Genomic DNA, 23,468 nt, shown 5'->3' with positions numbered 1-23,468 from the left:
TGCCGAAAGCAATTGGGCTAGGGAGCCTGGAAGAGGTGAACCCTCCGCTCGATTCGCCGCCCGATCCAGGCTCGCAACCACAGCTACCCGATATGCGGGTCGTCGCGCCGAGTTCCGTACACGATCTGCGGGGAGGCACGATCGAGGAACTGCGGTATCCGGCGACGGCGGCCCTGGTGGTGGCCGGGGTGCCGGGAGCGGGCAAGAGTACGGCGCTGCACCGGTTCTTCGGAGCGGACGCCGATGCCGAGCAGCCGCCGCGTGGGCCCGCTGGTTCGGTGGTACTCGATTCACAGCATTCGCGAAATCGCTGGCGGCGCAGGTTCGGTCGGCTGCCGTACGGGCTGTGGCGGCCGGTGGTGCATATCACGCATTACGCCGGAGTCCGAGCCGCGCTGCGGGACGGCGCGGGGCCGGTGGTCATTCACGATTGCGCCACCTTCGGGTGGGCCCGACGCATGATCGGCCGGTGGGCGGCGCGCTACGGCCGGGAGCTGCACGTGATCCTGCTCGACGTGCCCGCGGAGTTGGCGCGTGCCGGTCAGTACGCGCGCGGGCGGCGGGTCAGCCCGTACTTCTTCACGCTGCACTGCCGTCGGTGGCAGCGCCTCATCCACGCCATCGCCGCGGGACAGCCCCCGCGTCCGGCGGCAGCGTCGATGGTGATCGTCGATCGGACGAGCATCGACCGGCTGAGCCGCGTCAGCTTCGCGGTTTGAGGGCACACGATGTGCCGCTGATCATGGAACCAGTACGGTGAGCGCGCCCGGAACCGCACGCAGAGTGATCGGCAGCATGCCCGCGGGTTCACCGTCGGCGGTCGCGGGAGCGCCGGCGGCGGCGAGCGTCACCTGCGCGACGCGATACTGCTTGGACTTCGGATGATCGATCCGCTTACCCGCCGACAGCGCGGGCAGCAGGCGCAGCATATCCCGTCGCGAAACCGCGCCGACGACCGTGAGATCCAATAATCCGTCGTCCATCACCGCATCGGGACAAACCAGCATGCCGCCGCCGTAGGTGCGGGTATTGCCGATCGCCACCATGACCGCCTCGGTCTCGATCACTGTGTCGGCGTCCGGATTGTCGAGCGCACCGGGCACTACGCCGGACAACTCGATCCGGTAGGGCACCGTGAAGCGGCCGGAGATCTCGGCCAGTGCGGCGACGGTGTAGCGCAGTGGCCCCTTGGGCCAGCGCATATCGTTGGCGCGCAGGGTGACTCGCGCGTCGAATCCGGTGCCGGTGACGGTGGCGAACCACTTGGGCGAGTATCCGGGCGACGGCGATTCGATCAGGCCCAGATCGATGGTGCGGGTGCGCCCGCCGAGCACTAGGTCGGCGGCCGCGACGGGATCGTCGGTGGGCACACCGATTTCCCGCGCGAGGTCGTTGCCGGTGCCCGCGGGGATCAGCCCGAGCGGCACATCGGTCCGCGCGATCGCTTCGAGCACGACATTCATCAAACCGTCGCCGCCGATGCAGACCACGGCGTCCGGCTTGACACTGCCCGCGATCGAATCCCGTACCAGGCGTATGGATTCGGCGGCTGAAGGCGCGCGCACCTCGATGACCTCGACACCTTGTGCGGCGAAGCGGGCCAGCGCCGCCCCCGCCACATCCTGTCCCTTCCCGACCCCGGACCGCGGGTTGGTCACCACGGTGATCGTGCGTACCGGACGGAGCGAATCCGGTGTCATGGAACCAGCTTTCCAGGATTGAGGATGCCCGCGGGGTCCAATTCCCGCTTCACCGCGCGCAGCACGCGCACGCCGAGGTCGCCGATCTCGTCGGGAAGCCACGGGCGGTGGTCGATGCCGACCGCGTGGTGGTGGGTGATGGTGCCGCCGGCGGCCACGATCGCGTCCCCGACGGCTCGTTTCGCGATGTGCCACTGGGCGATCGGGTCGTCCAGTTGCTTTGCGATAACGGTGAAATACAGTGACGCGCCGGTCGGGTAGGTGTGCGAGATATGGCACATCACCAGCGGCGGAGTGCCCTGTCCTGCCAGCGAATCCGTCAGTGCCGCAGTCACCTTCGCTTTGAGGTCGGCCAGGTTGGACCAGGTTGTCGCGGTCTCCAGAGTCTCACAGAGCACGCCGACGTCCAACAAGGCGTCGCGCATATAAGGCGCGGCGAAACGCCCGTGCTCCCACTCGTGGGCCGGAGTCGGCCCCAGCGCGTTCCCGCCCGCCGCCGCGAGCAGCGCGCCCGCCTCGGCGCTGCGGGCCGCGACATGCGCCTGGGTGCCTTCGAAGGTGGTAATGGCCAGGCAGCCCGCGACCGCTGCTCCGCCGATATCGGCCGAGCGAGCCAGGTTGACACCGGTCTCGACCTCGTCGGAGAGCCGAAGCACCGTGGGTGCCGCGCCCGCCTGCACCACCGAACGCAGTGCGGCGGCGCCTGTTTCGAAATCCGGGAACGACCAGGCCTGGTAGCCAATGGTTTCGGGCACCGGATGCACGCGCAGCGTGACCTCGGTGATCACACCGAGCGCACCCTCCGAGCCGACGAACAGTTCCCGCAGATCCGGGCCCGCCGCCGACGCGGGGGCGCGACCGAGTTCGATGGTGCCGCCGGGTGTGGCGATCTTCAGCCGCTGGACCATATCGTCGAAGCGGCCGTAGCCCGCCGAGGCTTGACCGGAGGATCGGGTGGCGGCGAAACCGCCGATGCTGGCGAATTCGAAGCTCTGCGGGAAGTGGCCCAGCGAAAGTCCGTGGGCGGCGAGAAGTTCCTCGGCCCCGGGACCGGTGAGTCCCGCGCCGAGGGTGGCGGTGCCGCTGATCGGGTCGATCTCCGAAACACCGTCGAGGCGGCGCAGATCCAGCGCGATGACGGTGTCGAAGTGGCCGCGGATCGGATCGACGCCGCCGACCACACTGGTGCCGCCGCCGAACGGCACGACCGCGATGGCATTGTCGGCGCAGTAGGCCAGGACGGCGAGCACCTGCTCGTGGTCGGCCGGGAAGATGATGGCATCGGGTGCGTCCTGCGGACCGTCGACGCGGCGGCGCAGCAGATCGGGGGTGCTCTTACCGCCCGCGTGCAGCAAACGATCGTGGTGGCCGACCGAGACGCTGCCCACGCCGACCACCGCGACCAACCCGTCCCGTTGAGCCGACGTCAACGCCGACTCGCGTAGCGGCACATCGCCCTCATCGCGGCGCGCCACCGGGTCGCCGGAGACTCCGAAAACCTGTGTCAGCAGGGTCCGGATCGATGCCGAAAGCGGCTTGTGTCCGGCGGGTATGCCCCAGGCGTCCCAAACCATACCCGCCGCAGGCGCCCCTTCGCCCGGGTTTGCGGCGGGCCGACCGGTGGCGGACGGCCCGGTCTTGTCGGTGTGCTGCTGCGTCTCGACCACGCGTTACAGTTTGACATAGACTGTCAAGCAGTAACGAACTGACGCCCATTTTCGGCACCTGGCGATCCCACGGTGCCGCCGACACCCCGGTGGTGAATACCTGATGACTGCCTCCGCGGCACCTGCCCCCGACGAATCCGACGCGCTCTCGGCGATCGATCTCGCGATCCTCGATGCGGCGAGAGCCTGCGTGCAGGAATTCGGGGTGCGCCGGACCACCCTCACCGAGGTGGCGCGCCGCGCCGGAGTCAGTCGGCCAACCGTCTATCGCCGCTGGCCCGATACCGGTTCGCTGGTGGCCGAATTGCTGGTCCGCGAACTACGCGCGATCGTCGCCGCCACCATGCCGACCGCGGGCAGCGCGCGCACCCGATTGGTCGAGGGCGTGGTCGCGGGCGCGGCGACGATTCGCTCGAATCCGTTGTTCGGCAAGATCTTCCGCACCGATACCGACCTCATGCTGACCTACGTCTTCGGCCGTCTCGGCCGCAACCAGCGCGCGCTCATCGAGCTGTTCACCGCGGGCATTCGAGACGGTCATCAGGACGGCTCCATTCGCGCGGGCGAGCCGGAACAGATGGCGACGATGCTGCTGCTGATCGCACAGTCCGCGGTGCAGTCGGCGGGTACGATCGCGCCCCTCCTGTCCGGATCCGCCCTGGACGCCGAATTGTCCCGCGCGATCGACGGCTACCTCGCGCCCGGCAACCTAACCAACGCCACCGACAAATCCCCACGACCCAAACTCTGAAAGGAGGATGGCGCTTCCTCTCCCCCGCGAACAAGGGAGTATCCGCGCCACACCCCCGATGACTGCGAATTCAGCGAACGCCTGGGCTGCTGGGAATTCCGCACTGAACGCCGAGCGCCGCGCCCGCGAGCTTCAAGAGTTGGGCGAGGGCGGCGAGATCGACCTGCTGATCATCGGAGGCGGTGTCACCGGCACCGGTGCCGCACTCGACGCCGCGGCCCGTGGGCTGCGGACGGTACTGGTGGAGCGGCACGATCTGGCGTTCGGCACGAGCCGGTGGAGTTCGAAGCTGGTGCACGGCGGGTTGCGGTATCTGGCCAGCGGGCAGGTCGGCATCGCGCATGAAAGTGCTGTCGAGCGTGGGATCTTGATCAAGACCACGGCCCCGCATCTGGTGCGGCCGTTACCGCAGCTGGTGCCGTTGTTGCCGGAAATCGGTGTCACACAACGTGCTTTGATCCGTGCGGGATTCGTCGCGGGAGATGTGTTGCGACGCAGCGCGGGGACGTCGCCCGCGATCCTGCCGCGCTCGCGCCGGGTCGCCACCGCCGAGGCGCTGCGGTTGGCGCCGACCGTGCGCCGCGAAGGATTGCGCGGCGGCCTGCAGGCCTGGGATGGCCAACTGGTGGACGACGCGCGACTCGTCGTGGCACTGGCTCGCACTGCGGCCACCGCGAGCGCGACCGTCCTGACCCGCGTGGAAGCCCTTGACGTAACCGGAGATTCGGCCACCCTCCGCGACACGCTGACCGGCGAGACCATGGCCATCCGGGCCCGCACCGTGGTCAATGCCACCGGGGTCTGGGCCGATCAGGTCGACCCGAGCATCGAACTGCGACCCAGTCGCGGCACCCACCTGGTCTTCGACGCCGTGTCGTTCGGCGGGCTCACCGCCTCGCTGACCGTCCCCGTGCCCGGCAGCACCAGCCGCTTCGTCTTCGCCTTCCCGGCCGCGCACGGCCGGGTCTACCTCGGCCTGACCGACGAGGACGCCCCCGGCCCGGTCCCCGACGAGCCCGAGCCCACCGACACCGAGATCGACTTCCTGCTCGACACCATCAACACCGCACTCCGAGAGCCGTTGACCCGCACCGATATTCGCGGCAGCTATGCCGGACTGCGCCCGCTGCTCAAAACCGCCGACAACAGCACCGCCGATATCTCCCGCAAGCACGCGGTACTGCACTCCCCCACCGGCGTGATCACCATCGTCGGCGGCAAACTCACCACCTACCGTCAGATGGCCGAGGACGCCGTCGACGCGGCCATCGCCCACGGCAACCTCACCGCCGGCCCGTGCCGCACCAAGCGACTTCCGTTGGTGGGCGCGGTCTCCGGCGCCGCCCGCGACCGCATCGCCGCCCCACCGCTATTGGTCGAACGCTTCGGCAGCGAGGCGGCGATCGTGCTCGCGGCAGCCGAGCAGAACCCTGCTCTCGCCGCACGGGTCGCACCCGGAATCGACGTCACCGCCGCCGAATTCGCCTTCGCGATCACGCACGAGGGCGCGCTCGACACCAACGATCTCCTCGACCGCCGCACCCGCATCGGCCTGGTCCCCGAAGACCGTGCCGCCGCCGGCGCCGCCGCAGAAGCCGCCTTCGCCCACCAGCACTAGCCGAAATCAGTCCAGCTTCCAGGTGTCGAGTTCGGCGCGCATGCTGGCGCGCGGCCAGAGATCGAGGCCGTGGGCGGCCTCGTCGGCGCGGATTTCGCGCAGTTGCGGAGTTTCTTCGGCCGGCGTGAGGTAGCGGAAGCCGAGACGTTCGTAATATGGCCCGTTCCAGGCCACGTCGATGAAGGTGGTCAGCGTGATGGCTTGCAGCCCTTGAGCTTTCGACCATTTCACCGCATGGTCGATGAGTTGCTTGCCGATCCGCCGACCGGCGTGGTCGGGGTCCACCGACACCTGGTCGATGTGTGCGTTGCCGTCGACGATCCCGAGGATCAGGTAGCCGATCGGGTGGCCCGCGGCGTCGGGGTAGATCCACGCCCGGCCGGCCTGCTGGAATTCGCGCAGCGTTTCCAGCGGCGGCGGGTCGTCATCGGCGACGACCGTCATGCCGATATCGGCGAACGGTTTTCCGGCCACCCGCTCGATCTCCTGCAGCACCGGCAGATCGGCTTCGTTCGCCGTACGGATCGACGACATCGGACCCCTTTCCGCCGTACTCATTCGACCGGGGTGGCGAGGATGCCATTGATCAAGGCGCGCAACGCCCAAACTTCGCGGGCGTCACCGCCACCCAAGATATGTTCGCGCATGGCCACAATCATGGGGTATCGATCGGTGGGCAGTGCGGCGAATTTCCGCTCGATGTCGGCGATGTACTCCTCCTCGACGTCGCCCTTGACCGTATACGCGCTCTGCTCGGCGGCCTGCGCCGTGATGTAGAGGTAGATCAGGTCGACGGCCCAGGAGTTGGTCCGTTCGTCCAGTCCGCCCTCGGCGAGCAGGCCGAGCATCCGCTCGATCAACAGCAGCGTATTCGGGCTGGTGGGTACCGCCCCGAGGGCCACGAGCGCGAGACCCTCGTGCTTGCTCATCACCGCAATCGTCGCGTCGATCAGCGCGGTGAGCCGATCGCGCCAGTTGCCGCCTGTCGGCTCCGGCACGGTGCCGAGCACGTGGTCGAGCATGGCGGCCATCAGATCGTCCCGGTTGGCGACGTAGACATAGAGCGAGGCCGCGCCGGTATCGAGGTCCTGGGCGACGCGGCGCATGGTGAGGGCGGCCAGGCCGTCGCGGTCGAGGATGCGCAAGCCGGTCTCGACGATGACATCGCGGCTGAGGGGGGCCTTGGCGGGACGGGCCCGACGACTGACGGGTGCGCTACTCATAGCCGGGAGCATACGCCGCGACGAACAGCGTTTGACACGAACATCGTTCGTGTCCTACCGTTCGAGTTGACCGAACATCGTTCGTCACGATCGACGTTCGCCCCACTTTAGGAGCTAGACATGACCATCCGCACCGCCCCACCAGATACCAAGGTCACCGCACGAATGTGGGCGATCCTGGCCGTGACCCTCGCGGCCGACATCCTCGACCTGCTCGACTCGACCATCACCAATATCGCCGCACCGACCATCGCGCGAGACCTGCTCGGCGGGCCGTCGCTGATCCAGTGGCTCGGCGCTGGATATGCCCTGTCCCTCGGCGTGTTGCTCGTCGTCGGCGGCCGGCTCGGCGATCGCTTCGGCAAACGCCGCCTGTTCCTGATCGGCTTGGCCGGGTTCACCCTCGCCTCGGTCGCCTGCGGGCTCGCCTTCGATCCGACCTCACTCATCGCCGCCCGGCTCCTGCAGGGCGCCTTCGGCGCGATGCTGATCCCACAGAGTTTCGGCATCCTCACCAGCGTCTTTCCCCGCGAGCAGCTCGGCAGGGCGTTCAGTGTCTTCGGCCCGGCCCTCGGCCTGTCCGGCGTCTGCGGCCCGATCCTGGCCGGTTTCCTCGTAGACGCCGACCTGTTCGGCCTCGGCTGGCGCGCCATGTTCCTGATCAATATCGCGCTCGGCGGGCTCGCCTTCGTTGCCGCATACCGGCTGTTGCCCGCCGAGCACGGTGACCGCAGCGTCAGCATCGACGCGCTCGGTGCGATCCTGTTGGCCGCGGCTATGTTCGGCATGCTGTTCGGCCTCATCGACGGGTCGTCGAATGATTGGACCGCCACCTCCCGTACGGCCATGGTGGCCGGAGCCGTCTGCTTCGCACTGTTCGCCCGTCGTCAGGTCACGGCGGCCGACCCATTGATCAAGCCGACCCTGTTCCAGAACCGTGGCTTCCGCTCCGGTCTGATCCTCGGCCTCGTCTTCTTCGCCGCGGTCTCCGGACTGCTGTATGTGCTGTCGCTGTTCATGCAGAACGGGCTCGGCTATACACCCACCGATACCGCGCTCGGCCTCGCCCCGCTCGCCGTCGGCATCATCATCGCGTCGATCGCCGCTCACCAATTACTGGGCAAGCTCGGCCGGAACCTGATCCTGATCGGTCTGCTGATCACTCTGGCCGGCACCGGCCTGGTGCTCGGCCTGGCGCTCGCAGTCGGAACCGGTGTTGCCCCTTGGGCTCTCGCGGCGGCGATCCTGCTGGTCGGGCTCGGCATGGGCACCTGCTTCGGCAGCGTCTTCGTGGTCACCCTCGGCGATATCGACCCGTCCGAAACCGGCAGTGCCAGCGGATCCCTGTCCGCGGTGCAACAGCTGGCCAATGCGGTCGGCGCCGCCGCCGTCACCACGGTGTACTTCCACACCGCCGGACCCGGTCAGGCGCACGCGCTGACCGTCAGCCTGATGCTCGTCGTCGCCATCACAGTGGTCAGCCTCGGACTGGTTCGATTGCTGCCGCGCCACGCTCAGACCGAACAGCAGCACTGACCCTTTCGGGTTGTGATCGTGAAATGCTCACAGCCGCCGATTTCGACCTCGGAGTACACCCGATCGATATGGGCGAACCACGGGCCGTGCGCGGTAGCCACAGAGTGTGCGCACTCGGGTGACGCACAACACCAAACGATGCGGCCGGGTATGGAGATTCCCGAGCCCGCCCGGTTCGGTCCGTCGAGTGAGGCGGTAGGACTACTCGCCGCGGACAGCGCGGGCCGGGGTGTAGTGCTGCCGCATAGGGTTCGGCTTCCGCGCACAGGGTGCACTTGTGTGCGGCGGGCAATCGGTGTGTGACCTCGGGTGACACGCGACACTACGCCGATGCGGACGGGGTATGGGTTGGCCGGGGGCTCGTGTGCTGTCCGTCGAGGGCCGGAATCGAGTGCTCGGCACGCCTTATGCTGGACGCCGTTAGTGGTACGGGAAGGAGGCGTGGGTGCGGAGCAGCCCGTCGACCGTAGGTATCGCGCCGGGCGATGGTTTGATCGCACGCTTCGGCGCGGTGGTCGTATACCTCGCGGGCGAAACCACTTCCACGGATCGGATACTCGGCGCGATCGAGGCCGTCGCCGATGCGCGGTATCCGGGTGCGGCGATCGCGCAGCGGCTGGCCACGGTGGTTTTCGGCGGCAATTCCGAGCCGCCGCCGTTCGGTGTGGTCGCACCCACCGCCGACGGCACCGTGATTCTGCTGCGCGGCCAGGTGACCGCGGAAATCCAAGGCGCGGAAGGAACCCGGCGACTGTCCGGGGCGCGCGCGTTCACCTGGGTAGACGAAATCGTGCGCGAACCGGTGCGCCGAATCACCGTCGGCGCGGACCACGCGTTCCCGATCCGCGATCTGCCCCGCACGGACCTGCGCGCCGGAATCGTCCCCGGCGGCGGCTTCGTCCTGCGCGTCGCGGCCCGCCGCGCCGCAAAACCCGCAGCCGCTCAGGCCCGCTCCGCCGCTACCGCCACACCCTCCGCCGCAATCTCAGAACCCCCACCAACCGCACCCGCCGCATTCGATCCGCTCCTCGAACCGACCGCGAATCCCCAGACCGCCCCCCAAGGCCGACCCACAGGCTCCGCACAGCCCTCGACCTTCGCTCGACCCCCACACCGATCCGACACACGCACTGCCGGATCGCCACACCATCCCTGCGCACAGCCCACATCCGAAGAATCCACCGAGAAATCCAGACCAACCGGATCGACGCGACCCGGGGCTCAGTCCGCTGGCTCAATACAACCCGCGACCGCAGCTCGCCCGCCGCACTCAGCCGGGTCTCCACAACATCTCCCTGCACAGCCCACAACATCCGAGGAGCCGATCGAGAGCACCCGGCCAACTGGATCGACGCAACTCGGGGCTCAGTCCGCCGGCTCAGCACAACCGACAGAGGCCGGACAGTATTCGTCTACTCGGTCCGCGACATCCGACGAGCCCACCGAAAAAGCCATGCCAGCGGAACCGGGGCAACCCCGAGCATCTGCGCAATCCGCCGACGCGGCGCCCGCTGGCTCACCTCAACCGACGGGATCCACACTCGCCGCCCGATCGGTGCAACGCGGAGACGCCACGCGATCCGCTGCGGCTCGGCCTGCTGGATCAGCGCATCCCATGGGGTCTGCACAGGCCGCCGGATCGGCGCAACCCGGTGGCTCCGCGCAACCGGCCACCGCTCCGCTCGGTGGATCGGCACGTCCCAAAGGGGCAGTGCAGTCTGGAGCCCCGCGGCAGTCCGGCGGATCCAACGAGCCCACTGAGAAGGCGCGGTCCACCGGTTCGGCGCAACCCAGCGGGTCGGGACGCTCGCCCGAGGACACAGAACGTGCCGCTATCGAGTCCGCCATATCCGACGAACCGACCGAGAAGGCCCGGACCACTGGATCGGCACAACCGGCCGTCTCTGCGCAGTCGGCGGCGTCCGAGAAAGCGCGGCCAGGTGGGTCGGCGCAAGCTGAGGATCCCGGAAGGTCGGCGGCCGCGGACATCAGTACTCAGGCCATGTCGGCTGCCGAGCTGGCGGAGTCCGGTGAATCGCCCGCGGCGGAGGAAACCCCGGCGAAGGAAGAAACCCGGGCGCAAGCAGGAATGCAGGCAGAGGCACGAACGCGGGCAGGTTCCGGAACGCGAGCGGAAGCCGCAACGCGGGCGGAACCTATTGCGCTGCACAAGATCCCGGCGCTGCAGGGTGCGCGACCGCGACCGGCGCGACCGGTTGCCGGTGCGGCCAACTCGGCGACCTCGGGGCCGAGGCGGTTCGTGGGTGCGTTGCTCCTCGCGGACGGTTCGACGTATCCGTTGGACCGGCCGTACGTCATCGGCCGCAGCCCCCAGGTCGACGAAGCAGTGCGCACCGCCACCGCGGCACCGCTCGCGGTGCCCCGCGACCGCCACGTCTCCCGGGTCCACGCCTATGTCTCGGTCGCCAACGGCAAGGTCTTCATCCGCGACGCCTCAACCCCCGCAGGCACTTTCATCGCCGCGCCCGGCGCCGCCGAATGGACCCGCATCGGCGACGCCCGCACCGAACTCCCACCCGGCTGGAGCATCCGAATAGGGCAACGAATCCTCACCTACCGCACCGACGACCAGCCGAAACACCCGACTGAAACCAGCCGCAAACGCCGCCGCTCCTGAACCGTTCGCGGAAGGCGAGCGCGGTCAGCGGTTATCGCGGCGGGGACGGCGGAGGTAGCGGTGGCGCTTGCCGACTCGACGGAGCCTTCTCGCTTACCCCACTCTCGATGAAAACAGCTGGCTACCAGGTGGCATAGCCCATTCACCCCGCTGTGAGCAAACCCCTGCCGACAACGCCGCGAGTGCCTACGATCCGAAACGAACGGCATCCGGGAGCGACCCGACCGCGGCACGCGACAACGCGGTGACCCCGGATCCTGCCCGGGGACAATATTCGTGCGAAGAGGACAATATCCAGCATGCACCGCAATGGGCCGACACAGGACATCGACGAGTCCGCGCTGAGCGTGACCCCGCCGAAGGAGCAGGCCGCGGGCGTCACCGCCGTGGCCGTGGCGTTGAAACGCGCGGTCGAGGAGATGGGCGTCATCCGCACCACCCGCACGCTGGCCCGGGTCAACCAGGTGCACGGGTTCGACTGCCCGGGTTGCGCCTGGCCGGAGCCCACGGGCCATCGCCGCCCCGCCGAGTTCTGTGAGAACGGCGCGAAGGCTGTCGCCGAGGAGGCGACGCTGCGCACCGTCACGCCCGAATTCTTCGCCGCGCACTCGATCGAGGAACTCGCGGGCAAAACCGGCTATTGGCTCGGCCAGCAGGGCAGGCTCACCCATCCGATGGTGCGGCATCCCGGCGACACCCACTACTCGCCCATCGAATGGGCCGATGCCTACCAGCTCATCGCCACCCACCTGCACGCGCTGGCTTCCCCCGACGAGGCCCTCTTCTACACCTCGGGTCGCACCGCCAACGAGACCGCGTTCCTCTATCAACTGCTGGTCCGCAGCTTCGGCACCAACAACCTGCCGGACTGTTCCAATATGTGCCACGAATCCTCCGGTACCGCGCTGACCGGTTCCATCGGCATCGGCAAGGGCTCGGTTTCGATCGACGACTTCGCCCTTGCCGACCTGATCATCGTCGCGGGCCAGAATCCGGGCACCAACCATCCGCGCATGCTCAGCGCACTGGCGGGCGCGAAGGCCAACGGCGCCAAGGTGATCGCGGTCAACCCGCTGCCCGAGACCGGACTGCTCGGCTTCCGCGACCCGCAGACCGTGCAGGGCTTCACCAGCGGCGTCGCGATCGCCGACGACTTCCTGCAGATCCGCCTCGGCGGCGATATGGCGCTGTTCCAGGGCCTGGGCAAGCTGCTGTTCGAGACCGAGGACCGCGCGCCGGGCACGGTGGTCGACCGCGAATTCGTCGACGCCCACTGCGCTGGCTTCGCCGAATACGAAAAGAACGTGCGCGCAGTCGATCTCGCCACCGTCCGCGAAGCGACCGGCCTGTCCGACGACGATCTCCAGCGCACCGCGACGCTGATGGCCGAATCCAAGAGCATCATCATCTGCTGGGCGATGGGCCTGACCCAGCAGCGCCACGGCGTGGCCACCATCGAGGAGGCCACCAACCTGCTGTTGCTGCGCGGCATGATCGGCAAGCCCGGCGCCGGCGTATGCCCGGTGCGCGGCCACTCCAACGTCCAAGGCGACCGCACCATGGGTATCTGGGAGAAGATGCCCGATGCCTTCCTCGACGCACTGGACCGCGAATTCGGCATAACCAGCCCGCGCAAACACGGCTACGACACCGTCGACGCGATCCGCGCCATGCGCGCGGGCACCGCCAAGGTCTTCTTCGGCATGGGCGGCAATTTCGTCTCCGCCACCCCCGACACCGAGGTCACCGAGGCCGCACTGCGCGGCTGCGCACTCACCGTGCAGGTCTCGACCAAACTCAACCGCAGCCACCTCGTACACGGGCAGACCGCACTGATCCTGCCCACCCTCGGCCGCACCGACAAGGACACCCAGGCCGGGGTGAAACAGCAGGTATCGGTAGAGGATTCGATGTCGATGGTGCATCTCTCCACCGGTCGACTAGAGCCGGTGAGCGATCAGCTGCGCAGCGAGGTCGCCATCGTCTGCGAACTCGCCCAGACCCTCTTCGGCGCCGATCACCCGGTGCCGTGGGCACAGTACCAGCGCGACTACGACAAGATCCGCGACGCGATCGCCCGCGTGGTGCCCGGCTGCGCGGACTACAACCAGCGCGTGCGCGACCGCAACGGCTTCGTACTGCCGCACCCACCGCGCGACTCCCGCGAATTCCGCACCACCACTGGCAAAGCCAACTTCGCGGCGAACGAGCTGACCTGGGTCCCGGTCCCCGAGGGCCGGTTGATCCTGCAGACACTGCGCAGCCACGACCAGTACAACACCACCATTTACGGCCTCGACGACCGCTACCGCGGCGTACACGGCGGCCGCAAAGTAATCCTGATGAATATCGACGACATCACCGAATTCGGTTTCGTGGACGGCGATCTGGTGGATCTGGTCTCCGAATGGACCGACGGCACCGAACGCAAGGTGACCGGCTTCCGCATCGTCGAATACTCGACCCCGCGCGGCAACGCCGCCGCCTACTACCCCGAAACCAATCCGCTGGTGCCACTCGATCACGTTGCGGCACGGTCGAATACACCGGTTTCCAAAGCGGTCACGATCCGGGTGCAGCCGCACATCCATACGGGTCAACCCACATGAGCGAGCGAATCATGCCACAGCGTGCTCTGCTCATGCCGGAACCGAGCGACAGCGAGGCGCAAGCATGAGTAGAGTTACCGCCCGCAGACGGATGCGCCGTATCTCCCCCAATGGCATTGTCGAGCGCCCGGATTCGCTCGCCGTCGAAGAACCACTGGAGCTGCGCCTGGACGGGCAATCACTCACCGTCACCATGCGCACCCCCGGCAGCGATATCGAGCTGGTACACGGATTCCTGTTGGGCGAGGGCATCATCGGCGACCCCGAGGACGTGGTGAGCGCCCGCTACTGCGCGGGCACCGACGAGAACGGCCAGAACACCTACAACGTGCTAGACGTCCAGCTGCGCACCCCGATCCCGGTGCGCGGTCGCAATTTCCTCACCACCAGCGCCTGCGGCCTCTGCGGCAAAACCGCGCTCGACGATGTCCGCGCCCGCACCAGATTCCCGCTCCCGGCCACCTCGATCACCGTCGATACCGCCACCCTTGCCGCCATGCCAGACCAATTGCGCACCCGTCAAACGGTTTTCGACGCCACCGGCGGCCTGCACGCCGCCGGGCTGTTCACCGCCGACGGCACCGCACTCGCGGTGCGCGAGGACATCGGCCGGCACAATGCCGTCGACAAGGTCATCGGCTGGGCTCTGCTCGAAAACCGTATCCCCGCAAACGATCTCGTATTGATCGTCAGCGGCCGCGCCTCCTTCGAACTGGTCCAGAAGGCGGTCATGGCGGGCATCCCGATACTCGGGGCAGTCTCGGCCCCCAGCTCACTGGCCGTCGACCTCGCCGACGAATCCGGCCTCACCCTGGTCGGCTTCCTGCGCGGCGACACCATGAACATCTACACCCGCTCCGACCGCCTGACCGTCACCGACGAGGTGGCCGCCTATTGATCGCGGCCGATGTCCAACTTACGGTGACAGCATCAGGTCCATAGTTCGGCGATGAACGGAGAGACCGATGCGGATCACGGTCGATGGCAAGTCCGGCGGACTACGCGTGCGAATGCGGTTCGAGCAGCAGCGCAACCGCTGGCTGGCAGTGCGAATCATATTGGGGGTATTGGCATTCCAGGGCGCGATCGTAGGGCTCTGGGCGGTCTTCGCACCGCACTCCTGGTACACCAGTTTCCCCGGCTTCGGAATGGGGTGGATCTCGGCGGACGGACCCTTCAACCACCATCTCGCCTCGGATGTCGGCTCGTTCTTTCTCGCCCTGACGGCGGTGACGCTGGCCGCGCTGTTCCTCGGCGGCAGCGCGCTGGCCCAGGTCGCGGGCCTGGGCTGGCTGGTCTTCGGTGTGCCGCACCTGATCTATCACGCCTTCCACAAGCCCGCCGACATGGGCGCGGGCAGCTTCACCCTCAGCATCGTCGGTGCGGCGCTGATCGTCGCCCTGGGGCTGGCACTGCTCCTGGTCACCCCGCGTGGGCCGCAGTTGCGCGACCCCGATCCGATCACCTTCCGGTTCCCGCGCCGCCGGACACCCCGCTAGCCAAAAGTCAACGCCCCACAGCGCGTGCTGTGGGGCGTTTGGTCTGTCCTGATCCGCAGCGTCCGACGTTCAGGACGCGTCCCAGCCACCGACCTCGGTCAGATGGTGCAGGGCCCGCACCACGGCGGGCGCACACCGGTGCGCGTCGTCCGGTCCGAGCCATGCCATCTCGGCGATCTCCGCGGCCGGAGCGGGTGTGCCATGCCCCGGTGCGCGGAAGCAGTGCATCTCGACCAGCATTCCGGGACGCCCGTGGGCAGGAGCCGTAATCGTCACCACGGGCGTGATCCGGTGCGCCGCCAACTCGACGCCCACTTCCTCGCGAACCTCGCGAACGAGCGCTCCCGCCAGGGTTTCCCCGGGCTCGGGCTTGCCGCCCGGTAGATAGAAGGCGTCGCGTCCTTCGGTCCGGACCGCGAGTAAGCGGCCGTTCTCGACGCACAGCCACGCCACCGACGTGAGCGTTCGTTCCCCGATCATGGTCCGACCCTATTAGGTTGTCAGTCCTTGAGCGCGTCGAGCAACGCCGCACGCTGGCGCGCGCCGAGTCCGCCGATGCGGCGGTCCTCGGGGATCTCCGCCGTATCCATCAGCTTGGCGGCCTTGACCGGACCGACGCCGGGCAAAGCCTTGATCACGGCAGCGACCTTGGTCTTCTTGACCAGGTCATCGGTGTCGGCCTTCTTCAGCAGTTCTGCAACGCTGACCTTGCCGGCCTTCACCTTGCCGATCAGTTCGGAGCGCGCCTTGCGGACCGCAGCCGCTTTGGCCAACGCCTCAGTGCGCTGTTCCGCGGTCATGGTAGGCAGTGCCATGTCTCCTCCGCTTTCACTCGTCACTCGAACATCTGGTTGACCGGACCGAGTAAACAGCACGACGCGCACCACACAAGCTCGACACACCGGGGTCGACCAGCGGGAAATAGCGATGAATCTTCTGGACCGCCGCCGTCTTATCGAGCAACAGGCCCGTGCGGAGCGGGCGAAAAGGGCGAAAGGAATCCCGCTCATGGAGCTGTCACTCACCGAGTTCATCACCCTCGACGGTGTCTACCAGGCCCCCGGCGGGCCGAAGGAGGATCCCAGCAAGCGCCTGTTCACCCCGGATGTAGGGCCCACCGGCTTGCGCCTCACCGATTCCCGCACCACCGCCAGCGGCGTGCTCATTGCCACCTACCGCAACGCGGGTGCGCCGGAGTACGGCGACTACGCCGACGAGACGTAGACCAAGCCGCAGACCGGGTCGATGCGAAGTAATAGATGTAGGGGGCGGTAACAGCGAAAGGCGCGAAACCGACACCACAAGCAGACGCACTTGCGCGGGATAGAAGGTTCAACGGCGAACCAGGAGAGTCAACGGCGATTCTCGGCAGCGGGCGCGATCGGGCACCACGGCGATGTGGCAAGCGATCGTTACCGGATCCCAGCGCGCGGGGGCGCCACAAGATAGCCGAGGGGGCGCAGATCGGCCCGTTCGGTGCATTATTTGCTCGACGGGTACTGGCGCGGGGGGCGATCTGCGCCAGTACGTCACCACCCTCCCGACGATCGGGATTCCCCGCATTGCTCGCGGCGGGCACTGCTACGCTCCGAATTAGAACATGTTCCAATTCGTGACCGCTCGCAGGTCGCTCGAAGCAACAGGGGTTTTCATGGCACAGCAGATCCGCGATGTGGTCGAGCAGTACGTCAAACTGGTCGGCTCCGGGCCGACCGAAGAGATCGTCAACCTCTACGCGCCCGATGCGGTGGTGGAGGATCCCATCGGCACCGAGCCTCGCCGCGGCCACGACGCCATTCGCGAGTTCTACGACGTAATCGCCAACCTCGATCGGGAGACCGAGCTGCGGCCCGAGACGGTTCGAATCGCGGGCAACCACGCCGCCTTCATGTTCACCCTGGTCACCAAGTTCGGCGAGCAGCGCTTCACGCTCTCGCCCATCGACGCGATGGAATTCGACGACGAGGGCAAGATCGTCAGCATGCGCGCGTACTGGAGCCAGGACGATATGCGCAACGAAGCACTCTGAAGCCAGACCAAAACGTGGGTGCGGCAGTCGAATTCGACTGCCGCACCCACGTTTTCGGTATCAGGCGGTGACCCGAACGGCTACTCGCGACTCATTCGCCACGACATCGGCCAGACTCGGCACGATCTCGAATACCGCGCCGTGCCCCGCGACCTCGAGCAATCGATCGACGCAGCGCGGACCCGTGATCAACTGCAGCCTGCGGCCGGTGTGCCCGATCCAGGATCGCGCTTCCATCAGCACGCGCAGTCCGGCGACGCCGAAGAACGTCACCATCGATAGGTCGACCACTACCGTCGCGGCAGCAGAGGGCAGTGACCCGACCAGCGCCTGCCGCACAATATCGGCGGTCCGGTAATCCAGTTCACCGGCGACCGTGCAGAGCGTGATCGAATCCCGGGGTGACGATACGGATATATACAAGCGGTCGGTGGGCCCGCGCCGCCTGGATCCCGTGTGCGGGGCGGCAGCGGTGACATGATCCGAAGGAGCGAGAACTGTCGACATGGGGACCTCGGTCCGGTCGCGCACGGCAAGCGAAACCCTTGCCTGCGAACACGATTCGCCCCGGGCCGTAGCGCCCGGGACTGGGCTGGTTACTCAACCGTGACCTACGAGTACCCCAACGGCGCGGCCGATACACATCGAGCGGGCCGGAGATAGTCTCCGGCCCGCTCGTGAGCTTGTGCGATGCGTCGTTACTAGGCCGACTTCTCCCGGCGCTCCGCGCGCTGCGCCTTGCGCGGCACGATGGTCGGGAGCACGTTGTCGTTGACAGTGTCGGCGTTGACGACCACCTTGGCGACGTCGTCGCGGCTGGGGATGTCGAACATCGCCAGCTGCAGGACTTCCTCCATGATGGCGCGCAGGCCACGAGCGCCGGTGCCCCGCAGGATCGCCTGATCGGCGATGGCCTCGAGCGCGTCATCGGTGAACTCGAGGTCGACGCCGTCCATCTCGAACAGGCGCACGTACTGCTTCACCAGCGCGTTCTTCGGTTCGGAGAGGATCTTGACCAGCGACTCCTTGTCCAGATTCGTCACCGAGGCGACGACCGGGAGACGACCGATGAACTCCGGGATCAGACCGAACTTGATCAGATCCTCGGGCATTACCTCGGCGAAGTGGTCATCGGTGTCGATCTCGGCCTTGGAGCGCACCTCGGCGCCGAAGCCGATGCCGCGGTGACCGGTGCGGTCGGAGATGATCTTCTCCAGCCCAGCGAAGGCGCCGGCGACGATGAACAGCACGTTGGTGGTGTCGATCTGGATGAACTCCTGGTGCGGATGCTTGCGCCCGCCCTGCGGCGGGACGCTGGCCTGGGTGCCCTCCAGGATCTTCAGCAGCGCCTGCTGCACGCCCTCACCGGAGACGTCGCGGGTGATCGAGGGGTTCTCGCTCTTGCGCGCGATCTTGTCGACCTCATCGATGTAGATGATGCCGGTCTCGGCTCGCTTGACGTCGTAGTCCGCGGCCTGGATCAGCTTGAGCAGGATGTTCTCCACATCCTCACCGACGTATCCGGCCTCGGTCAGCGCCGTCGCGTCGGCGATGGCGAACGGGACGTTGAGCATCTTGGCCAGCGTCTGTGCCAGGTAGGTCTTACCGCAGCCGGTGGGGCCGAGCATCAGGATGTTCGACTTGGCCAGCTCAACGGCCTCGCCGCGGCTGTCGCGACCCTTGTCACCGGCCTGGATCCGCTTGTAGTGGTTGTAGACGGCCACCGCGAGCGTGCGCTTGGCGGTGTCCTGCCCGATCACGTAGTTCTCCAGGAAGTCCCGGATCTCGGTGGGCTTGGGCAGCTCATCGAGTTTGACCTCGCTGGACTCGGCCAGCTCTTCCTCGATGATCTCGTTGCATAGATCGATGCACTCGTCGCAGATGTACACCCCTGGTCCCGCAATGAGCTTCTTGACCTGCTTCTGGCTCTTTCCGCAGAACGAGCACTTCAGCAGATCGCCGCCATCTCCGATGCGCGCCATCTCGTGGGTCCCTACTTCCTTGTCCGCGTGCAACCGTCTATCCAGGTTGCCAGCAATCCGCCACCCTCGGGTGTAATCACGAACACCTCGAGCGATTCCGACGGTTCGAGCACTGCCGTCAACCGGGAGCAATGGTCCCTAGGTCGACCGTACCCGGTGTGCGCGACGGAGGTCGACAACTCGAGCATGTTTCTCGTCGGGGTCACACGAGTTCTTACCACTATGGAACACGTTCACCCCGATCGACGGCCATCCGACACGCCCTGGCCGCCCGCTCCGGAAATCCTTCCGCCGGACACCCTTCCGGCCGGTCGGCTTCCCCGAAGCAGTCCGGCCGGGCCATCTGCCGAGTGGCATCTGTCCCGGCCGGGTTTTCCTGACGCTAAGCAACTTACGAGCGATCAATGCACCGCGCCGTCCGGCGCGGCGCGATCACTTCTGCGCGCTGAGCTTGCGGTAGTCGAACACCGTGTCGATGATCCCGTATTCCTTGGCATCCTGGGCCGTCAGGATCTTGTCGCGGTCGGTGTCCTTGCGGATGGTGTCCGCATCCTTGCCGGTGTGGCGGGCCAGCGTGGTCTCCATCAGGCGACGCATGCGCTCGATCTCGGCGGCCTGGATCTCCAGGTCCGAGACCTGCCCCTGAATGCCACCCTCCAGCGACGGCTGGTGGATCAGCACCCGGGCGTTGGGCAGACAGGCGCGCTTGCCAGGGCTACCGGCGGCGAGCAGCACGGCCGCGGCCGAGGCGGCCTGACCCAGGCAAACCGTGGCCACATCGGCACGCACGTACTGCATGGTGTCGTAGATGGCCATCAGCGAGGTGAACGAGCCACCGGGCGAGTTGATGTACATGGTGATGTCGCGATCGGGATCCAGCGACTCCAGCACCAGCAGCTGCGCCATGATGTCGTTGGCCGAGGCGTCGTCCACCTGCACGCCGAGGAAGATGATGCGCTCCTCGAACAGCTTGTTGTACGGGTTGGACTCCTTGACACCGAAGCTCGAGTGCTCGATGAACGAGGGCAGGATGTAGCGCGACTGTGGGCTCGCCGGAGCGGTGCCGCCGAGACCGGCGCGCGGATCGAACAGATTGGCCATCTTCGTCTCCAAAGTCGTTGAGGGGGAACGCGGGTCAGCGCCCGTAACTAGTCGCCCGCGCCGTTCGCCTGCGCCGCGTGGGTGATCACGCGGTCGATGAAGCCGTACTCGAGGGCCTGCGTCGCGGTGAACCAACGGTCGCGATCGGCGTCGATGGTGACCTGCTCGATGGACTTGCCGGTGTGCAGTGCCTGCAGCTCGTTGAGCTCACGCTTGGTGTGCGCGAACTGCTCGGCCATGATCGCGATATCGGCCGCGGAACCGCCGATGCCCGCCGAGGGCTGGTGCATCATGATCCGCGCGTGCGGCAGTGCGCTGCGCTTGCCCTTGGTGCCCGCGGTAAGCAGGAACTGGCCCATCGATGCGGCCAGACCCATGCCGAAAGTGGCGATATCGCACTCGGCGAACTGCATGGTGTCGTAGATCGCCATACCCGCGGTCACCGAACCGCCGGGCGAGTTGATGTAGAGCGAAATGTCGCGGGTGGAGTCCTCCGCCGAGAGCAGCAGGATCTGCGCGCACAGCTTATTCGCGATGTCGTCGTCGACCTGAGTGCCGAGGAAGATGATGCGCTCACGCAGCAGGCGCTCGTACACCGAATCACTGAGGTTCAGACCAGCAGTCGCGGATGTCATGACGACCCCTGCCTTGTTCATTGTCACGGATACCTGCCTTCTCTCACCGGCTCGTTGCTGATGCCCAAAAGCCATCTCTGGTTCGCTTGTCACAAACATTAACGAAGCAGGGCGGCACCGAACTCCCGGTACCGCCCTTCTTCGCTCACAGCGCAACTTCGCTGGCGCTCAGTTGCGCTATGCGCGAGGGCGCCCTGTGTCTTTGGTTCACTCGCTAGGCTCGCTCACAGCGCAATCACGCAATCACACGCGTCCCGATCACGCTGATATTTCATGGAATTATTCGGTGCTCGCCGCGGCGGTCTCGGTGCTGTCCGCTTCGTCGGTGGAATCCTCAGGGCCGCCGAACATTTCGGCGGTGTCCACGGAGTTGCCGTCGGAGTCGGTGACCTTCACCTTGCCGACCACACCGGCCAGCGCCTTGCCGCGACGGACATCGGCGAAGACCGCGCCGAGCTGACCAGCCTGCTGCACCTGCTGGATGAACTGCTCGGGCGAGAGGCCGTAGCGCTGCGCCTGGAACAGGATTCGCTCGGTGAGCTCCTCCTGGCCGACCTGGGTGTTGTCCGCCTCGGCGATGGCGTCCAGCAGCAGCTGGGTCTTCACCGACTTCTCGGCGGACTCCTTGGTGTCCTTGTCGAACTCTTCGCGGCTCGAGCCCTGGGCCTCGAGCGCCTCGGCGAGCTTGGCCTCGTCGTGGTCGAAGCCGTGCACCGCATCGTGCACTACGGCGTCGATCTCGGCCTGCACGACCGCCTCGGGCAGCGGCACCTCGACCTGCTCCAGCAGCGTCTCGAGCACCTTGTCGCGGATCTGACCGGCCTGCTCGACCTTCTTGACCCGCTCGACCCGGTTGCGCAGGTCGTCCTTCAGCTCGTCGAGGGTGTCGAATTCGCTGGCCAGCTGGGCGAAGTCGTCGTCGGCCTCGGGCAGCTCGCGCTCCTTGACCGAACGGACGGTGACGGTGATGACCGCCTCCTTGCCCGCGTGCTCACCGGCGACCAGGGTCGAGGTGAACTCCTTGGACTCCTCGACCGACAGGCCGATGAGCGCCTCGTCCAGGCCCTCGATCAGCTGGCCGGAGCCGACCTCGTGAGAAAGGCCGGTGGTCGCCGCCTCGGGCACGTCCTCGCCGTCGACGGTGGCCGCGAGATCGATGGACACGAAGTCGCCGTCCTGGACCGGACGATCGACACCGGTCAGCGTGCCGAAGCGCTGGCGCAGCGACTGCAGCTGCTCCTCGATGTCCTCGTCACCGATGGTGAACGAGTCGACGGTCACCTCGATGCCCTCGTAGGTGGGCAGGGTGATCTCGGGGCGCACATCGACCTCGGCCGTGAAGGCCAGCTCCTGGCCGTCCTCGATCTTGGTGATCTCGATCTCGGGCTGGCCGATGACCTTGACCTCGGAGGTGGTGACGGCCTCGCTGTAGCGGCCGGGCAGCGCGTCGTTGACTACCTGCTCCAGGATCGCGCCGCGGCCCAGACGGGCCTCGATGAGCTTGGCCGGGGCCTTGCCCGGACGGAAGCCGGGGATGCGGACCTGGTTGGCCAGCGCCTTATAGGCCTTGTCGAAATCCGGCTTCAGTTCCTCGAACGGCACCTCGACGTTGATCCGGACCCGGGTCGGGCTCAGCTGCTCGACGGTGCTCTTCACGGACATGCTCCTTGTTCGTCGGTTCTGGTCGACTTGCTTGTGCCGACTTGCTATGGGTAATCACGAGCGAAATCGCCGCACGGCCTACGTGCGCATCTCGACCAGGTTAGTTGACCGGTCGTGGGGGGCTACAGGCAGTGCCGTTAGCGACTGCTCGCAGGTCGATCGAAAAGATCCGTAGCGATTGCTTGCAGGTCGCTCGAAAAGATCAGCTACTTACCGATGGCGACCGCGTCGGTGACGAAGACCAGCGTCTCGTTCGGCTTGACGCCGTTGCCGCCCTTTCCATAACCGAGGTTCGGCGGCACGATCAGCAGGCGGCGCGCGCCCTGTTGCACGCCGATCAGACCCTCATCCCAACCCGGAATGACCATCCCGGCGCCGAGGGTGAGCTGGAACGGCTTGCCGCGATCGAAGGAGCTGTCCAGCTTCTTCTTATCCGACCAGGTGACCAGCGAATAGTTCATGGTGAGCGGCTGGCCGGCGGCCGCGCCCGGCCCGGAGCCCGCGACCAGATCCTTGACGACGAGCTGTGTCGGCGGGGCGCAGGTGTCCGGGATGGTGATCTTCGGCGCGGTGCCGTAGCCACCGATCACCACGATGTCATCGGCGGTGCACTCGGCGCCGGTGTTCTGCGCGGGCAGCTGGCCGAAGGTGGGCTGCGCCGCGGTCGACGCGGTGGCCGCCGACGTGGTCGCGGCCGCGCCCTTGTCATCGTCGGAGCCACAGGCGACGAGCCCGAACGCGGCGGCGGCGATGGTCGCGATCCCGATGATCCTGCCGAGTGTTTGCATGCGGCGGACCATAATCCACCGCGCGCAGAC

Annotated in this window: 23 protein-coding genes; 10 read left to right on the top strand and 13 right to left on the bottom strand. The window is 67.0% G+C overall.

Translation table 11 applies throughout. The features are described 5' to 3' along the window. Positions 1-35: 35 nt before the first annotated feature. On the top strand, positions 36-719 hold the full coding sequence (locus tag OG874_RS00925) for an AAA family ATPase (RefSeq protein ID WP_330253213.1): 684 nt from the start codon (positions 36-38) through the stop codon (positions 717-719). Between the two features lie 21 nt (positions 720-740). Here OG874_RS00925 and OG874_RS00920 read toward each other — a convergent pair whose 3' ends face one another. Both OG874_RS00920 and OG874_RS00915 read right to left on the bottom strand, forming a co-directional pair. Beyond that, a complete protein-coding gene (locus tag OG874_RS00920) occupies positions 741-1,700 on the bottom strand; it encodes a YegS/Rv2252/BmrU family lipid kinase (RefSeq protein ID WP_330253212.1) in 960 nt (319 codons plus the stop codon). Beyond that, complete coding sequence (locus tag OG874_RS00915; protein WP_330257680.1) at positions 1,697-3,274, bottom strand: FAD-binding oxidoreductase; 1,578 nt, start codon at positions 3,272-3,274, stop codon at positions 1,697-1,699. Before OG874_RS00915 ends, OG874_RS00920 begins: the two co-directional genes overlap by 4 nt. A gap of 196 nt (positions 3,275-3,470) precedes the next feature. Between OG874_RS00915 and OG874_RS00910 the strand changes: the two genes are divergently transcribed. Together OG874_RS00910 and OG874_RS00905 are read left to right on the top strand one after the other, a co-directional pair. Then, a complete protein-coding gene (locus tag OG874_RS00910) occupies positions 3,471-4,118 on the top strand; it encodes a TetR/AcrR family transcriptional regulator (protein ID WP_330253211.1) in 648 nt (215 codons plus the stop codon). A 58-nt stretch (positions 4,119-4,176) separates the two neighbouring features. After that, positions 4,177-5,736, top strand: coding sequence for a glycerol-3-phosphate dehydrogenase/oxidase (locus OG874_RS00905; RefSeq protein WP_330253210.1), 1,560 nt, complete (start codon positions 4,177-4,179; stop codon positions 5,734-5,736). Between the two features lie 6 nt (positions 5,737-5,742). Here the strand turns inward: OG874_RS00905 and OG874_RS00900 are convergent, their stop codons facing one another. Together OG874_RS00900 and OG874_RS00895 are read right to left on the bottom strand one after the other, a co-directional pair. After that, the gene (locus OG874_RS00900) at positions 5,743-6,270 is read right to left on the bottom strand and encodes a GNAT family N-acetyltransferase (RefSeq protein WP_330253209.1); all 528 of its coding nucleotides are present in this window, start codon (positions 6,268-6,270) and stop codon (positions 5,743-5,745) included. Between the two features lie 20 nt (positions 6,271-6,290). Beyond that, on the bottom strand, positions 6,291-6,959 hold the full coding sequence (locus tag OG874_RS00895) for a TetR/AcrR family transcriptional regulator (RefSeq protein ID WP_330253208.1): 669 nt from the start codon (positions 6,957-6,959) through the stop codon (positions 6,291-6,293). A gap of 120 nt (positions 6,960-7,079) precedes the next feature. On the opposite strand from OG874_RS00895, the gene OG874_RS00890 reads away from it, so the two are divergent. Continuing rightward, the gene (locus tag OG874_RS00890) at positions 7,080-8,495 is read left to right on the top strand and encodes a DHA2 family efflux MFS transporter permease subunit (RefSeq protein WP_330253207.1); all 1,416 of its coding nucleotides are present in this window, start codon (positions 7,080-7,082) and stop codon (positions 8,493-8,495) included. A gap of 420 nt (positions 8,496-8,915) precedes the next feature. On the opposite strand, the gene OG874_RS00885 is transcribed toward OG874_RS00890, so the two are convergent. Beyond that, on the bottom strand, positions 8,916-9,269 hold the full coding sequence (locus tag OG874_RS00885) for a hypothetical protein (RefSeq protein ID WP_330253206.1): 354 nt from the start codon (positions 9,267-9,269) through the stop codon (positions 8,916-8,918). 1,228 nt (positions 9,270-10,497) lie between these two features. On the opposite strand from OG874_RS00885, the gene OG874_RS00880 reads away from it, so the two are divergent. The 4 genes from OG874_RS00880 to OG874_RS00865 all read left to right on the top strand — a co-directional run bounded on the left by OG874_RS00880 (position 10,498) and on the right by OG874_RS00865 (position 15,241). After that, a complete protein-coding gene (locus OG874_RS00880) occupies positions 10,498-11,133 on the top strand; it encodes an FHA domain-containing protein (RefSeq protein WP_330253205.1) in 636 nt (211 codons plus the stop codon). A 299-nt stretch (positions 11,134-11,432) separates the two neighbouring features. Next, on the top strand, positions 11,433-13,742 hold the full coding sequence (locus tag OG874_RS00875) for an FdhF/YdeP family oxidoreductase (RefSeq protein WP_330253204.1): 2,310 nt from the start codon (positions 11,433-11,435) through the stop codon (positions 13,740-13,742). A gap of 64 nt (positions 13,743-13,806) precedes the next feature. Further along, a complete protein-coding gene (gene fdhD, locus OG874_RS00870) occupies positions 13,807-14,640 on the top strand; it encodes a formate dehydrogenase accessory sulfurtransferase FdhD (RefSeq protein WP_330253203.1) in 834 nt (277 codons plus the stop codon). A gap of 67 nt (positions 14,641-14,707) precedes the next feature. After that, a complete protein-coding gene (locus OG874_RS00865) occupies positions 14,708-15,241 on the top strand; it encodes a hypothetical protein (protein ID WP_330253202.1) in 534 nt (177 codons plus the stop codon). A gap of 69 nt (positions 15,242-15,310) precedes the next feature. Here the strand turns inward: OG874_RS00865 and OG874_RS00860 are convergent, their stop codons facing one another. Together OG874_RS00860 and mihF are read right to left on the bottom strand one after the other, a co-directional pair. Next, entirely contained in the window at positions 15,311-15,721 is a 411-nt protein-coding gene (locus OG874_RS00860) for an NUDIX hydrolase (protein WP_330253201.1), read from the bottom strand. Positions 15,722-15,741: 20 nt separating this feature from the next. Then, positions 15,742-16,056: an integration host factor, actinobacterial type gene (gene mihF / locus OG874_RS00855; RefSeq protein ID WP_330253200.1), complete on the bottom strand. Its 315-nt coding sequence runs from the start codon at positions 16,054-16,056 to the stop codon at positions 15,742-15,744. A 112-nt stretch (positions 16,057-16,168) separates the two neighbouring features. Here mihF and OG874_RS00850 point away from each other — a divergent pair, with 112 nt between their 5' ends. Together OG874_RS00850 and OG874_RS00845 are read left to right on the top strand one after the other, a co-directional pair. Beyond that, entirely contained in the window at positions 16,169-16,465 is a 297-nt protein-coding gene (locus OG874_RS00850; RefSeq protein ID WP_330253199.1) for a hypothetical protein, read from the top strand. 427 nt (positions 16,466-16,892) lie between these two features. Next, positions 16,893-17,270, top strand: coding sequence for a nuclear transport factor 2 family protein (locus OG874_RS00845; RefSeq protein ID WP_330253198.1), 378 nt, complete (start codon positions 16,893-16,895; stop codon positions 17,268-17,270). Between the two features lie 60 nt (positions 17,271-17,330). Here the strand turns inward: OG874_RS00845 and OG874_RS00840 are convergent, their stop codons facing one another. From OG874_RS00840 to OG874_RS00815, 6 genes are all read right to left on the bottom strand, one after another. After that, entirely contained in the window at positions 17,331-17,777 is a 447-nt protein-coding gene (locus tag OG874_RS00840) for an STAS domain-containing protein (RefSeq protein WP_330253197.1), read from the bottom strand. Positions 17,778-17,971: 194 nt separating this feature from the next. Next, positions 17,972-19,252, bottom strand: a complete 1,281-nt coding sequence (clpX, locus tag OG874_RS00835; RefSeq protein WP_330253196.1) for an ATP-dependent Clp protease ATP-binding subunit ClpX — start codon at positions 19,250-19,252, stop codon at positions 17,972-17,974. A gap of 432 nt (positions 19,253-19,684) precedes the next feature. Beyond that, positions 19,685-20,353: an ATP-dependent Clp protease proteolytic subunit gene (locus OG874_RS00830; RefSeq protein ID WP_330253195.1), complete on the bottom strand. Its 669-nt coding sequence runs from the start codon at positions 20,351-20,353 to the stop codon at positions 19,685-19,687. 47 nt (positions 20,354-20,400) lie between these two features. After that, positions 20,401-21,009: an ATP-dependent Clp protease proteolytic subunit gene (locus tag OG874_RS00825; RefSeq protein WP_330253194.1), complete on the bottom strand. Its 609-nt coding sequence runs from the start codon at positions 21,007-21,009 to the stop codon at positions 20,401-20,403. Between the two features lie 258 nt (positions 21,010-21,267). Continuing rightward, positions 21,268-22,644, bottom strand: coding sequence for a trigger factor (tig, locus tag OG874_RS00820; RefSeq protein ID WP_442943252.1), 1,377 nt, complete (start codon positions 22,642-22,644; stop codon positions 21,268-21,270). Between the two features lie 212 nt (positions 22,645-22,856). Continuing rightward, positions 22,857-23,438, bottom strand: a complete 582-nt coding sequence (locus OG874_RS00815) for an FKBP-type peptidyl-prolyl cis-trans isomerase (protein ID WP_330253192.1) — start codon at positions 23,436-23,438, stop codon at positions 22,857-22,859. Positions 23,439-23,468 lie beyond the last annotated feature (30 nt).

Source organism: Nocardia sp. NBC_00565, from assembly GCF_036345915.1.
Lineage (GTDB): Bacteria > Actinomycetota > Actinomycetes > Mycobacteriales > Mycobacteriaceae > Nocardia.
The sequence above is the reverse complement of the archived record's forward strand: the minus strand, read 5'-3'. Positions and strand labels throughout refer to the sequence as shown.

Bases quoted from the DNA above. Each gene is read 5' to 3' on its own strand.
- OG874_RS00920 (WP_330253212.1), bottom strand. From the start codon at position 1,700: ATGACACCGGATTCGCTCCGTCCGGTACGCACGATCACCGTGGTGACC.
- OG874_RS00915 (WP_330257680.1), bottom strand. From the start codon at position 3,274: ATGGTTTGGGACGCCTGGGGCATACCCGCCGGACACAAGCCGCTTTCG.
- OG874_RS00910 (WP_330253211.1), top strand. From the start codon at position 3,471: ATGACTGCCTCCGCGGCACCTGCCCCCGACGAATCCGACGCGCTCTCG.
- OG874_RS00905 (WP_330253210.1), top strand. From the start codon at position 4,177: ATGACTGCGAATTCAGCGAACGCCTGGGCTGCTGGGAATTCCGCACTG.
- OG874_RS00900 (WP_330253209.1), bottom strand. From the start codon at position 6,270: ATGTCGTCGATCCGTACGGCGAACGAAGCCGATCTGCCGGTGCTGCAG.
- OG874_RS00895 (WP_330253208.1), bottom strand. From the start codon at position 6,959: ATGAGTAGCGCACCCGTCAGTCGTCGGGCCCGTCCCGCCAAGGCCCCC.
- OG874_RS00890 (WP_330253207.1), top strand. From the start codon at position 7,080: ATGACCATCCGCACCGCCCCACCAGATACCAAGGTCACCGCACGAATG.
- OG874_RS00880 (WP_330253205.1), top strand. From the start codon at position 10,498: ATGTCGGCTGCCGAGCTGGCGGAGTCCGGTGAATCGCCCGCGGCGGAG.
- OG874_RS00875 (WP_330253204.1), top strand. From the start codon at position 11,433: ATGCACCGCAATGGGCCGACACAGGACATCGACGAGTCCGCGCTGAGC.
- fdhD (WP_330253203.1), top strand. From the start codon at position 13,807: ATGAGTAGAGTTACCGCCCGCAGACGGATGCGCCGTATCTCCCCCAAT.
- OG874_RS00865 (WP_330253202.1), top strand. From the start codon at position 14,708: ATGCGGATCACGGTCGATGGCAAGTCCGGCGGACTACGCGTGCGAATG.
- OG874_RS00860 (WP_330253201.1), bottom strand. From the start codon at position 15,721: ATGATCGGGGAACGAACGCTCACGTCGGTGGCGTGGCTGTGCGTCGAG.
- mihF (WP_330253200.1), bottom strand. From the start codon at position 16,056: ATGGCACTGCCTACCATGACCGCGGAACAGCGCACTGAGGCGTTGGCC.
- OG874_RS00850 (WP_330253199.1), top strand. From the start codon at position 16,169: ATGAATCTTCTGGACCGCCGCCGTCTTATCGAGCAACAGGCCCGTGCG.
- OG874_RS00845 (WP_330253198.1), top strand. From the start codon at position 16,893: ATGGCACAGCAGATCCGCGATGTGGTCGAGCAGTACGTCAAACTGGTC.
- OG874_RS00840 (WP_330253197.1), bottom strand. From the start codon at position 17,777: ATGTCGACAGTTCTCGCTCCTTCGGATCATGTCACCGCTGCCGCCCCG.
- clpX (WP_330253196.1), bottom strand. From the start codon at position 19,252: ATGGCGCGCATCGGAGATGGCGGCGATCTGCTGAAGTGCTCGTTCTGC.
- OG874_RS00830 (WP_330253195.1), bottom strand. From the start codon at position 20,353: ATGGCCAATCTGTTCGATCCGCGCGCCGGTCTCGGCGGCACCGCTCCG.
- OG874_RS00825 (WP_330253194.1), bottom strand. From the start codon at position 21,009: ATGAACAAGGCAGGGGTCGTCATGACATCCGCGACTGCTGGTCTGAAC.
- OG874_RS00815 (WP_330253192.1), bottom strand. From the start codon at position 23,438: ATGCAAACACTCGGCAGGATCATCGGGATCGCGACCATCGCCGCCGCC.